The organism is Yersinia intermedia, from assembly GCF_900635455.1.
Lineage (GTDB): Bacteria > Pseudomonadota > Gammaproteobacteria > Enterobacterales > Enterobacteriaceae > Yersinia > Yersinia intermedia.
On record NZ_LR134116.1, the window covers coordinates 3,628,274 to 3,641,084 of the forward strand.

Here is a 12,811-nt window from a genome sequence, read left to right on the forward strand (position 1 = left end):
TAATTTGGCCACAGTAATGTGGCCTTTTCTTTTTACTGGCCACCATGAAGTAGCAAATACTCTTCAAAGCTTAGCTGATCTTTGAGTTCAAGATCACGCTGGCGTTGCCATGAAGCATCTCGCTCTGCACTCAATTGCTCTTCAGTTAGCAACTCCAATGGCTCACTTTGCAGCATCTCCTTGTAGCGCTCCGCTAATTCAAGGCCAACACCACCAATACCACCTTCTTTCATCGCGTGCAAAATACGCGCAGAGAACGTCAGACTCGGGTCGTCAAACGACGCGACAAGTTCATCGCACACTTGCTGATATGCAGTGCTATCTTTACCATCCAACACTTCTGCTACACGACGCAGATCGGCAAACAGATCCTTGCCCACCTTTTCCAACGGCGCACGAGTATCATTACACCCCATGCCGATAGTCTGCCCCGGTTTACGCCCTTCTAAAATAACGCGATTCCAGTTTTTGCGTGTGCATAGCAATTCGTCACTGCTCATTTCTGGCGCATCAGCTAATACACACCAAATCAGGAATAGATCGAGGAACCGTGCTTGCACAGCATCAACACCAATCGGTGAGAATGGGTTAATGTCCAGAGAACGCACTTCGATATATTCAATACCACCACGTAGCAAAGCATCTGATGGTGATTCGCCAGCCCGGGTAACCCGTTTTGGCCGAATCGGGGCATACAGTTCATTTTCAATCTGCAATACATTGCTATTTAATTGCAGATGACGATCGCCCTCTTTTAGCCCCAGAGCTGCGTACTCTTCTGATGGCGTTTGGATTGCACGTTTTAGCCCTGCCACATAGGTGTGCAAGTCATTAAACGTAATACCCAAATTGCTTTGTGATTTATTGGTATAACCTAAGTCACTCAGGCGCAAAGAGGTGGCATATGGCAAATAACACATCCCTTTATCATTACGCTCAAATGGCAATGCCGTCTCACGCCCTTGCAGGAACGATGAACAAATAGCCGGTGAAGCACCAAACAGATACGGGATAACCCAACCAAAGCGGTAGTAGTTACGAATCAGTCGGAAGTAACCTGCTGAAATCTCCTCCTTACCACTTTTTTCATCGGTAACACCTGCCCACGCCTGCCAAAACTCCAACGGCAAAGAGAAGTTATAGTGCACACCAGAGATGGTTTGCATCAACGCTCCGTAACGGTTTTTTAAACCTTCACGGTAAAGTGTTTTGAAACGGCCAATATTTGAAGAGCCATACTTAGCCAATTCAATATCTTGCTCAGCCCCAATAAAGCAAGGCATGCTGAGCGGCCACATACGCTCATCACCCAGTTTACGTGCGGTATAACGGTGGATATCACGCAAAAAAGTCAACAGATGGTCAATATCACCATCTACGGGAGTAATGAACTCCAGCAATGCCTCAGCAAAATCAGTGGTAATCCATTGATGTGTCAGGGCTGCACCCAATGACTCTGGATGACCCGTCGAGGCTAATTGGCCATCGGCAGTCACTCTCAATGTTTCCCGCTCGATACCGCGACGGATCCCTTTCAGGGCTTTAGGGTGCGCTTCCAGCCAAGTTAGCGCGTGTGATACATCCGGGATCAAATCGACCTCCCGCTCTTGAAAACCATAACTCGTCAGCATACTGAAACTGCATAGAGGTGACTACGTAAGTTTGTCACATTCTTTACTGCCACCAGGCGATTCCTTGTAACGTAATTACCGTTAACACGATATAACGCAATGCTTTTCCCAAACACAGGAAAAAAACCACAAGACCCCAGGGCATACGCAACCAGCCTGCTAACACACACATCAAATCGCCCACTATCGGTAGCCAGCTCAATAACAAAGCTGCTGGGCCAAAACGTTGGAGCCAGCCTAATGCTGTACTCATCCCCCGCTGTGGCTTTAGCTCCGGTAATAAACGCCCTATAACAACATTAGTTAGCCCCCCAAGGGTATTCCCGACAGTGGCAGATAACACCAGCATCATTGCCGGCGCACTACCTGCCGTTAATAGGGTGACTAACAGAATTTCAGAATTTCCGGGTAAGAGCGTCGCACTGAGGAAGCTACTCCCGAATAAAGAAGCAATAGCGAGCGTACTACTCACAACAGGCGCACATCAACTATTGCCATGTTGGCCCTTTTAGCCGCTTCAACACCAAAGTCAGCATCTTCGAAGACTATGCATCTTTCGGGCCGCACGCCGAGTAACTGTGCACAGCGTAAGAATGTTTCAGGCTCTGGTTTATGTTTGGTGACATCATCTGCACCGACAACAACCTCGAAATACCCCCGCAGGCCCAGATGACACAAGAGCATCTCTGCCATAGCATGCTCGCTTCCTGTCCCTACAGCCATAGGTTTACGCCCATGATAGGCTTTAACCACGTCTATGAGCGGCAGAGGCTTCACATTATCCAACAGCATCGTCTTCACTAATGCCGTTTTCTCAGCAGCCAATAAATGAGGATCCACATCCGATTGATGATTAGCAATAATCACCTGGGCAATTTTCCAGGTCGGTGCGCCATTCAAAGCCACCATCGCTTGTTCGTCGAAATGCATACCATAAGGTCTTAGCACCTGACGCCAGGCCTGACGATGTGTGGACTCAGTGTCCAGAATGGTGCCATCCATATCAAAAATCAGGCCTTCGTAGCGATCGTACATCGTGACTCCGCGACTAGGGATAAAATGAAAAGCTACTTTATCGCAAACTAACTAAATTGTCGCTCACTGTATAATCATATGAAATTGCTTGATAAATAATAAATTCAGCTTAATAAAGTTGCTATTTGATATAGAGGAAACCGATGAGTTGAAGCGTTGACTACGAGATAAGAGAATTCAAGTATTTTGTTTTGCGGGGCAATAGGGAACAAGAAGCAAGCCCAGAAAGCAGAAAACCCCGCCGTAGCGAGGTTTCTTAATATGGTGCACCCAGGAAGATGACTCGGCTTGCGCCTCGCCCTGCGGGCCGTTGCTAACGCAACGTTGTCTCGCTACGCTCGGCTCGAACTTCCGACCGCTCGCTTCTACAAATTCTCTGCTGCTAAAAAGCAGAAAACCCCACCGTAGCGAGGTTTCTTAATAGGGTGCACCCAGGAAGATGACTCGGCTTGCGCCTCGCCCTGCGGGCCGTTGCTAACGCAACGTTGTCTCGCTACGCTCGGCTCGAACTTCCGACCGCTCGCTTCTACAAATTCTCTGCTACTAAAAAGCAGAAAACCCCGCCGTAGCGAGGTTTCTTAATATGGTGCACCCAGGAAGATTCGAACTTCCGACCGCTCGGTTCGTAGCCGAGTACTCTATCCAGCTGAGCTATGGGTGCGATTTTTATTTCTAATTTTACGGAGGCGTTTCAGCAAGTGAAACTTAACAACAAGATGTATGACCTAGAAGATGGTGCACCCAGGAAGATTCGAACTTCCGACCGCTCGGTTCGTAGCCGAGTACTCTATCCAGCTGAGCTATGGGTGCAATTAATTCTTTGACACTACCTGATGTTCATTTGACTATTTCACCATACTGCAAAATATGGTGCACCCAGGAAGATTCGAACTTCCGACCGCTCGGTTCGTAGCCGAGTACTCTATCCAGCTGAGCTATGGGTGCATAGTAAATGGCGGTGAGGGAGGGATTCGAACCCTCGATACAGCTTTTGACCGTATACTCCCTTAGCAGGGGAGCGCCTTCAGCCTCTCGGCCACCTCACCATACGCTTCTTTCGAATTGTGCCTGACTTGCTTTTTAAGAAAGCTCATCGGCACTGCGTGGCGCACATATTACTTTCCCGCACTTATAAGTCAAACAATTTTTCCCAACTCACGTTCATTTGCACAATTCACACACAACATGACCAGTTTGACGTCAAAAAGAGTGTTTTATCAACAGGCAAGATAGTGTTTATCGCCACATAATCCGATAGAAGAAAAATCAAATTCTCACAACCGCCCGATTAAACAGGCCGAAAACAGAAAATTATTACGGCAAGAGAAGGTAAAAAGGAAATAAAACAGTAGAACTGAGGAGAATAGACAGCAGTAGCGCCTCGTGTAACACGAGACGCTGCTTCAAAATCAGTAAGTCGTAGGTTGAGACTTTTCTGCTTGGATGCGTTGGTAGATTTCTTCACGGTGAACAGAAACTTCTTTCGGAGCATTTACACCAATTCGAACCTGGTTGCCTTTAACCCCTAATACAGTAACCGTAACCTCATCGCCAATCATGAGTGTTTCACCAACTCGACGAGTCAGAATAAGCATTCTTTGCTCCTTGAAAAATTAAAAGAGTCGGGTCTCTCAGTTTCCCCGCCATTATCCATCATACACCGTGAAAACGTAAGCCATCACATTCACATAAAATGTAAGTAGCTTGGTCGAGTCTCTAACTAATACAAGTTTAGCTGAAGCAAACAACTTTGCGTTTAACTTTGTTTTCGAACTATGACATGAAAATTGAAAAACGCCATACCCAGCATAGAGATATGGCGTATTGATTTAATAGATCATTACTTACTTATAATCGGGATGCTACCCAAGCTTCCACGCCTGCCAATGCTGATGGCAATGCCTGAACGTCGGTACCACCCGCTTGAGCCATATCAGGCCGCCCACCGCCCTTACCGCCTACTTGCTGGGCAATATCTGCGATTAACTCACCCGCTTTTACTTTACCGGTAAGATCTTTGGTTACACCCACAATCAGGCTGACTTTATCATCTGCTGTCGTTGCCAACACAATAATGGCCGACCCCAGTTGATTTTTAAGATCATCAACCATAGTCCGCAGCATTTTTGGTTCAACATTGTCTAACTGGCTGACGAGCAATTTCACGCCATTGATCAGCTTCGCATTGGATGACAATGAAGCACTTTCCTGAGCAGCTTGTTGATCTTTCAGTTGCTGCAATTCACGTTCTAGCATTTTGCTGCGATCTAACACGGCGCGGACTTTATCTGCCAAGTTATGGCTATCACCCTTCACCAGATGGGCGACATCTGCAAGCAAGTCAGTTTGCTGGTGTAGCAGTGCAATTGCACCTTCTCCGGTCACTGCTTCGATACGACGGATACCTGCCGCAGTGCCTGATTCAGACAATATGCGGAACAAGCCAATATCACCAGTACGGCTGGCGTGAATACCGCCACACAGTTCAGTTGAGAAATCGCCCATGGTTAGAACTCGCACCTGGTCGTCATATTTCTCACCAAACAGGGCCATCGCCCCTTTTTCTTTTGCCGTATCCAATTCCATTACTTCCGTCTGGACTGGCAAGTTACGGCGAATTTGCTCGTTGACCAGATCTTCTACCTGACGAATTTGTTCTGGTTTCATGGCTTCAAAATGAGAGAAGTCAAAACGCAGATACTTGTCATTGACTAGCGAGCCTTTCTGAGCAACGTGCTCACCCAGTGTTTTACGCAATGCAGCATGCAGTAAATGGGTTGCTGAGTGGTTTAAACGAATACGGTTACGACGTGCGACGTCAACCTGGGCGTCAATACTGTGGTTCACTCGCAGAGTGCCTTGAGTCAATTGCCCCAAGTGACCTATAGCCTGGCCATATTTCTGAGTGTCCGCTACCGCGAAGGTTGCAGTCGCATTTTTAAGTTCGCCTTTGTCGCCAACCTGGCCACCAGACTCACCGTAAAACGGCGTTTGATTCAGTACAACAACCGCCTCTTCACCAGCATTAATTTCATCAACGGCTTCTCCGTTGCGGAACAATGCGGTGACGGTAGCTTGTTGATGAACATGGTCATAACCGGAGAACTGGCTGGCGCTATCAACACGGATCATGTTGTTATAATCGGCACCAAAGCCACTGGATTCACGGGCACGACGACGCTGAGCTTCCATCGCTTGCTCAAAACCAGCTTCATCCACTTTCAGATTACGCTCACGGCAAACATCAGCAGTTAAATCAACCGGGAAGCCGTAAGTATCATATAAGCGGAAAGCCGTCTCACCATCAAGGGTATCACCGGTCAATTTACTGAGTTCTTCATCCAGTAGGGCTAAACCACGCTCTAAGGTACGCGCAAACTGCTCTTCTTCTGTTTTCAGAACGTGTTCAACCATCGCCTGCTGTTGTTTCAATTCATCAGCAGCAGATCCCATCACGGCAATCAATGGAGCAACTAATTTATAGAAGAACGTCTCTTTAGCACCCAGAATATTGCCATGGCGAATAGCGCGGCGAATGATACGGCGCAAAACATAACCACGGTTTTCATTCGACGGGATAACCCCATCAGAAATCAGGAAGGCACAAGAGCGAATATGGTCAGCGATAACACGCAGCGATTTACTAGAAAGATCGGTGGCACCGGTGGCTTGCGCCACGGCCTTAATCAAATCGCGGAACAGGTCAATCTCATAGTTAGAATTAACATGCTGTAATACCGCTGCAATACGCTCAAGCCCCATACCAGTATCAACCGAAGGCTTAGGCAGTGGCAGCATAGTGCCATCTGACTGGCGGTTAAACTGCATGAAGACGAGGTTCCAGATCTCAATATAGCGATCGCCATCTTCTTCTGCCGATCCAGGAGGACCGCCCCAGATATGGTCACCATGGTCAAAGAAAATCTCAGTGCAAGGACCGCATGGCCCGGTATCACCCATTTGCCAGAAGTTATCAGATGCAAAGGCACCGCCTTTGTTATCACCAATACGGATGATACGTTCACGTGGAACGCCGACTTCGTTGGCCCAGATTTCATAAGCCTCGTCATCAGTTTCGTAAACGGTTACCCAAAGTTTCTCTTTCGGTAAGTTAAACCATTGTTCGCCAGTTAATAATTCCCAAGCGAAATTGATGGCATCATGCTTAAAGTAATCGCCAAAACTGAAGTTACCCAACATTTCGAAGAACGTATGATGACGTGCGGTATAACCTACGTTTTCAAGGTCATTATGCTTACCACCCGCTCGCACACAGCGCTGAGAGGTCGTCGCACGGGAGTAGGCCCGTTTATCCAAACCTAAGAAAACATCCTTAAACTGGTTCATCCCGGCATTGGTAAACAGCAGCGTTGGGTCATTATTAGGGACCAAAGAGCTGCTTGATACAACCTGATGTCCCTTGCTATGGAAGAAATCGAGAAACGCTTGACGAATCTCAGCGGTGCTCTTGCTCATAATTGTCCCGGAAACAAGCTAAAAGAATAGCCCGTGAGCTAATCGTGTACCAATAACCGGCAACACAATGAGTCAACTCACGAACCAAAAGTGGGAATAAGATAAATTTTCTTCGAAGGGAAGTAAAATCCCGCGTGCATTCAATCGACAAAATCATTGTAAATAGACTGAATTTCTTCTTGGAAGAAGCCACGATAGAGGAGATAACGCTGAACTTTTGCCTTTTCTTTCCATTCTACAGGCAAAGTTTCACTAAATTTACGCTGTGCAAGCTCTTTTGCAAGTAAACACCAGTCGATTTCACTGATTTCAAAAGCGGCTTGAATTCGTTCTTTATCGACCCCTTTTTGCATCAATTCTGAACGGATACGTTGTGCACCATAGCCTTTGCGGCTACGGCTATTAATGTAACTGGTGGCAAAGCGGGAATCGTCTAACCAATCGTGTTGGTAGCAATAGGCAATAACTTGTTCGATAGCTTGAGGATCAATATCTTCGACGGGTTTGTCATTTTCATTGTTGGCACGCCGGCCCCAATTCCCTTTTGCCGAAAAAGGTTGGGCTGCCAGCTTACGGCGCAGCTCCGATTCACTATGATCACGCTGAGAGAGTAGTCTCATGGCACGGCTTAACAGGTCATTCATATACCCTTCTTACTTGACGTTACTGCTGTGTTGGCGGCTCTCACTCACCCGAATCACTGACAAGGGTCAGCTCATCGGGACTCATTCGTTGGCTGCCTTGCTGTAACCCCAATTACTTTGGGTATTACCCTTCTCACTTGACGTTACTGCTGTGTTAGCGGCTCTCACTCACCCGAATCACTGACAAGGGTCAGCTCATCGGGACTCATTCGTTGGCTGCCTTGCTGTAACCCCAATTACTTTGGGTATTACCCTTCTCACTTGACGTTACTGCTGTGTTGGCGGCTCTCACTCACCCGAGTCACTGACAAAGGTCAGCTCATCGGGACTCATTCGTTGGCTGCCTTGCTGTAACCCCAATTACTTTAGGTATTACCCTTATAACTTGGCGTTACTGCTGTGTTGGCGGCTCTCACTTGAGGTTCTAGCGATGTTAGCAGCTTCAATTGCGGTAGGTAATACCCTTCCTATTTCCGGTGTTACAGGCAGGTACGGATTCTGATTACTTTGGGGATGAGCAGGAGTGGAGGGCTGAATACAAATCGCTATTGGCTCAAGCGACCCAATTGATGGGCCGCTTGTTAACTACTTAATCTGCTAATACTAATGCGCTGTTTTAACCTTATTAATTAAAACTCTTCGCTAGTTTCATCAGTTTCATCGGCAAATGCTGCTGTTGCTACAGGTTGTTCGCCATTCCCACCGTTAAGTAGCATTTCACGCAGTTTTTTATCCAACTCTGCCGCAACCGCTGGGTTTTCTTTTAAATAGTTGCTGGCATTCGCTTTACCTTGACCAATTTTGTCACCGTTGTAGCTATACCATGCACCGGCTTTCTCAATCAGTTTGTGTTTAACACCTAAATCAACGAGCTCGCCGTTAATGTTAATGCCTTCACCGTACAGAATCTGGAATTCAGCTTGTTTAAATGGCGCTGCAATTTTGTTTTTCACCACTTTGACGCGAGTTTCGCTACCAACAACCACATCGCCGTCTTTTACTGCACCAATACGACGGATATCTAAACGTACAGACGCGTAAAATTTAAGTGCGTTACCACCGGTGGTAGTTTCAGGGTTACCAAACATAACGCCGATCTTCATACGGATCTGGTTAATAAAGATCAGTAAGGTATTAGCATTCTTCAAGTTACCGGCTAGCTTACGCATAGCCTGGCTCATCATACGTGCCGCAAGGCCCATGTGAGAGTCGCCGATTTCACCTTCAATCTCGGCTTTAGGTGTCAATGCAGCAACGGAGTCAACGATGATAACGTCAACCGCGCCAGAACGAGTCAAGGCATCACAAATTTCCAATGCTTGCTCACCGGTATCTGGCTGAGAACACAGCAGATTATCAATATCTACACCTAATTTTTTGGCATAAATTGGGTCAAGAGCATGCTCGGCATCGATAAATGCACAAGTCTTACCTTCACGCTGTGCGGAGGCAATAACCTGCAACGTCAGCGTTGTTTTACCTGATGATTCAGGGCCATAAATCTCAACAATACGCCCCATTGGTAAGCCACCGGCTCCCAATGCGATATCAAGAGAAAGAGAACCGGTAGAGATGGTTTCAACATCCATTGAGCGGTCTTCGCCAAGGCGCATGATAGAGCCTTTACCGAATTGTTTTTCAATTTGGCCCAGTGCTGCTGCTAACGCCTTTTGTTTATTCTCATCAATAGCCATTTTTACTCCCTCTCTGGTATGCCGGGGTTACCCCTACCATTACCACTGAATGTTGTTTTGTGCAGGAAATTACCGCTAATTATACTGTACAATCATACAGTATCAAGCCTATTTTTACAGAAAATCATCGAATAGTGTTTGTAGTGCGAAAACAGCCGCTTGCAGCCTTACTGCATCACGATCACCGGGGAAAATCTGTTTGCATGCTAAAATCCGCCCTTCACGTGCAGCGAAAGCAAACCATACCGTACCAACCGGTTTATCCGCACTGCCGCCATCAGGCCCAGCAATGCCACTAATAGACACCGCGAAGTCAGCATTCGCTTCTCTCAATGCACCGAGCGCCATCTCCCGCACCACTGCTTCACTCACAGCACCATAATTTGCCAACGTGGTTTCGCTCACGCCCAGCAGATCGTGTTTGGCCGCATTACTGTATGTCACGAAACCACGGTCAAAGTACGCTGAACTCCCCGCAATATCAGTTAATGCTTTAGCCACCCAGCCACCCGTACAGGATTCAGCACAGGTCACCCAGGCACCACGGGCCTTTAGCTTATCGCCAATTGCAATACTGAGCTGGCGTAATTGTTTCTCGCTCATTGTTGCCCCCTACTCTAATAAAATCTCCCGCCGCCGATAGTAGCACTTCTTTAGCCCGTAACGGCAACCACTGTCAGTTATGCGAAACGTCTCGCAAGGAGGAATGAAAAAAAGCGCTTTCCCGTACAAAGCTTTACCTCGCAGGCTCAAATGTTAGTATCAAAGGGGCTATTCGAATTTTTCGGCAACGTAGGATGCGGCGAGTTGCATCAGTGGTACTGGATATTTATCCGGGATGATGAACTAAGGACGAGATAGTGAAAAAAACGCTTAACGCCTTCTTCCCCCTTTATAGTGCAACCGTTTTGATGTTGCTGGGTTCAGGCTTATTGACAACCTATATTTCGCTAAGGTTGACCGCCATCCATGTCTCAGGCGCATTAATTGGGGCAATTATTGCCGCAAATTATATTGGTCTGGTGATCGGTGGCAAGGTCGGCCATTTTCTGATAGCCCGTGTAGGCCATATTCGCGCTTATGTCGCCTGTGCCGGTATTATCACAGCGGCAGTGTTAAGCCATGGACTTACTGAATACATCCCCGCATGGGTAGTTCTGCGCTTGATTATTGGCCTTTGTATGATGTGCCAGTTTATGGTGCTGGAAAGTTGGCTCAATGATCAGGCCGCCTCTAATCAGCGCGGTATCGTGTTTGGTGTTTATATGGCTGCAACCTATGCCGGTATGGCATTGGGCCAGGTGGTATTAATGCTCCAACCTGAGTTGGGTTTGAGCACCCTGATGATTATTGCGCTATTTTTTGCCCTTTGCCTGGTGCCTGTAGCCCTGACAACGCGCAGTAATGCCCAACAAATGTCCCCAGCCCCCATGGAGCTGAAATTCTTTATCAGTTCAATTCCCAAAATACTGGCATCAACGTTGGTAATTGGCATGATTGTCGGCTCCTTCTATGGGCTGGCACCGGTCTATGCCAGCCTGCAATCGCTATCAACGCAGGAGACCGGCCTGTTTATGGCATTATCTATCTTTGCCGGTTTAGTGGCCCAGTTTCCTCTTAGTTGGTTGTCTGATCGCTATAACCGCACGCTATTGATCCGCATTAACGCATTATTACTGGCATTAACTGCACTGCCGCTGGCTTTGGTGCCCCATATCTCGTTCCATTTCTTACTGGGTCTGGGGTTTGTCGTCAGCATGTTGCAATTCACCCTCTACCCATTGGTGGTCGCTCTGGCTAATGACCTGATTGCACCAGAGCGGCGAGTGTCGCTGGCGGCATGTTTACTGATGTCATTTGGCGTTGGTGCCAGTATCGGGCCGCTCGCTGTAGGTGCCCTGATTCAGCCCCTGGGTGGCAATATTCTGTATGCATTCTTCGCACTGTGCGGTGTGGGCCTGATAACACTGAGCAGAACGGTGAAACAGGATCAGGACGAATTTGTTAACGATGCGCCGGTGCCACATATGGCAATACCGGACAGTCTGGTCAGTTCCCCGCTGTCGCCAGCGCTGAACCCTAGCTTTGACGAGCAAATGATCCAGGATGTTATGCCGCCGCCTGATCAACAAGAAGAAGCAGAGAAAACAGAGGAATCGCCATCAACCGGCACACCTAATGCCCCGTAACTCGGAGGTGATAGGGAGATCTGTTTGTTTGTACAAGCTCCCTAACGTTAAAATTCGGTTCGGCTTGTTATTTATTCAGCTTTGAATAAAAATACCAGCATCAGGTATTTAGCGGGGCGGAACCATGTCGAGACAAGATGAACAACGGTTGCTGGTGAAAATCGCCACGCTGTATTACACCGAAGGTATGAAGCAATCTGAAATTGCTGACAGCCTGCATTTATCTCAGTCTTTTGTCTCCCGAGCGATAACCCGGTGCGTTAAAGAAGGGGTGGTAAAAATCAGCGTGATTCAACCTGCCAATATGTTTATTGGTATCGAATCACGGATTCAAAAACACTATGGAATCGATCAGGCCATTGTGGTGGATATTGCTGATGACGCCAACCCAGCCCAGATAAAGCAAGCTATTGGTTCTGCTGCTGCCCACTATATGCAAACCAGTATTCGCCCAAACGATATGGTGGGGATCTCGTCATGGAGTAGCACTATCCGGGCAATGGTTGATAACCTTCACCCGCTCAATATCAAAACCAGCGGAGTTATCCAATTACTAGGTGGAGTTGGCCCCAATGGTAATGTGCAAGCCACGCTGTTAACTCAAGCATTAGCCACTATTTTAAATTGCCCGGCTTACTTGCTGCCCGCTCAAAGCATTGAGCGTTCCACTGAAGATCGCGCACGCCTGATATCCAGTGGTGAAGTTGCTGATGTGGTAAATAAATTTGCCGAAGTTGATCTGGCATTGGTGGGAATTGGCGATCTGGAGCCATCACAACTATTGAGGAACTCCGGTAACTATTATCACGGAGAAATGCTCCAGTTGCTGGCAGAACGAGGGGCGGTGGGTGATTTATGTCTGCATTATTTTGATGCTGCTGGCAATGCGGTACTCAGTGATGAAGAAGATCCGGTGATTGGTATGTCGCTACCACAACTGCGCGCCTGCCCCCGGGTGGTAGCGCTGGCCGGAGGGGTAGAGAAAAGTGCCGCCATTCGTGGCGCACTGACGGGTAACTATATTGATGTATTGATTACCGATAGGTTAACCGCCGAAACCTTACTTTAGAGCGGCGGAGCTTAGCTAGTCGCCGCCATGATGACTTGCCGTACCCTCCCTGGTGCGGCATTTGATAACGTCA

10 protein-coding genes, 4 tRNA genes and 2 other RNA genes are annotated in these 12,811 nt (G+C 47.6%); 2 read left to right on the plus strand and 14 right to left on the minus strand.

Translation table 11 applies throughout. The features are described 5' to 3' along the window. Positions 1-32: 32 nt before the first annotated feature. The 14 genes from gshA to pncC form a co-directional block, all read right to left on the minus strand. Entirely contained in the window at positions 33-1,631 is a 1,599-nt protein-coding gene (gene gshA, locus EL015_RS16660) for a glutamate--cysteine ligase (protein WP_005182010.1), read from the minus strand. A gap of 43 nt (positions 1,632-1,674) precedes the next feature. After that, on the minus strand, positions 1,675-2,103 hold the full coding sequence (locus EL015_RS16665; RefSeq protein ID WP_032905541.1) for a YqaA family protein: 429 nt from the start codon (positions 2,101-2,103) through the stop codon (positions 1,675-1,677). Then, a complete protein-coding gene (gene yqaB / locus EL015_RS16670; RefSeq protein WP_005182003.1) occupies positions 2,100-2,666 on the minus strand; it encodes a fructose-1-phosphate/6-phosphogluconate phosphatase in 567 nt (188 codons plus the stop codon). Before yqaB ends, EL015_RS16665 begins: the two co-directional genes overlap by 4 nt. Positions 2,667-2,928: 262 nt before the next feature. Beyond that, positions 2,929-3,059: non-coding RNA, RtT sRNA (locus tag EL015_RS16675), on the minus strand. A gap of 30 nt (positions 3,060-3,089) precedes the next feature. Then, a non-coding RNA gene (locus EL015_RS16680) (RtT sRNA) lies at positions 3,090-3,220 on the minus strand. A gap of 30 nt (positions 3,221-3,250) precedes the next feature. Next, positions 3,251-3,327 (minus strand) — tRNA-Arg (locus tag EL015_RS16685). Positions 3,328-3,399: 72 nt separating this feature from the next. Further along, positions 3,400-3,476: transfer RNA gene (locus EL015_RS16690), tRNA-Arg, on the minus strand. A gap of 58 nt (positions 3,477-3,534) precedes the next feature. Next, a tRNA-Arg gene (locus EL015_RS16695) sits at positions 3,535-3,611 on the minus strand. Positions 3,612-3,619: 8 nt separating this feature from the next. After that, positions 3,620-3,712 (minus strand) — tRNA-Ser (locus tag EL015_RS16700). 363 nt (positions 3,713-4,075) lie between these two features. Further along, complete coding sequence (gene csrA / locus EL015_RS16705; protein WP_002209449.1) at positions 4,076-4,261, minus strand: carbon storage regulator CsrA; 186 nt, start codon at positions 4,259-4,261, stop codon at positions 4,076-4,078. 253 nt (positions 4,262-4,514) lie between these two features. After that, positions 4,515-7,142, minus strand: a complete 2,628-nt coding sequence (alaS, locus tag EL015_RS16710; RefSeq protein WP_005181993.1) for an alanine--tRNA ligase — start codon at positions 7,140-7,142, stop codon at positions 4,515-4,517. 140 nt (positions 7,143-7,282) lie between these two features. Then, positions 7,283-7,786 (minus strand): recombination regulator RecX, encoded by a 504-nt coding sequence (gene recX, locus EL015_RS16715; RefSeq protein ID WP_042568482.1) that lies wholly within the window; start codon positions 7,784-7,786, stop codon positions 7,283-7,285. Between the two features lie 629 nt (positions 7,787-8,415). Further along, complete coding sequence (gene recA / locus EL015_RS16720) at positions 8,416-9,480, minus strand: recombinase RecA (RefSeq protein WP_005181988.1); 1,065 nt, start codon at positions 9,478-9,480, stop codon at positions 8,416-8,418. A gap of 114 nt (positions 9,481-9,594) precedes the next feature. Next, entirely contained in the window at positions 9,595-10,083 is a 489-nt protein-coding gene (gene pncC / locus EL015_RS16725) for a nicotinamide-nucleotide amidase (RefSeq protein WP_005181987.1), read from the minus strand. Between the two features lie 257 nt (positions 10,084-10,340). On the opposite strand from pncC, the gene EL015_RS16730 reads away from it, so the two are divergent. Continuing rightward, the gene (locus tag EL015_RS16730) at positions 10,341-11,669 is read left to right on the plus strand and encodes an MFS transporter (RefSeq protein ID WP_005181985.1); all 1,329 of its coding nucleotides are present in this window, start codon (positions 10,341-10,343) and stop codon (positions 11,667-11,669) included. Between the two features lie 124 nt (positions 11,670-11,793). Next, complete coding sequence (locus EL015_RS16735) at positions 11,794-12,738, plus strand: sugar-binding transcriptional regulator (protein ID WP_005181984.1); 945 nt, start codon at positions 11,794-11,796, stop codon at positions 12,736-12,738. The last annotated feature ends 73 nt before the right edge of the window (positions 12,739-12,811 follow it).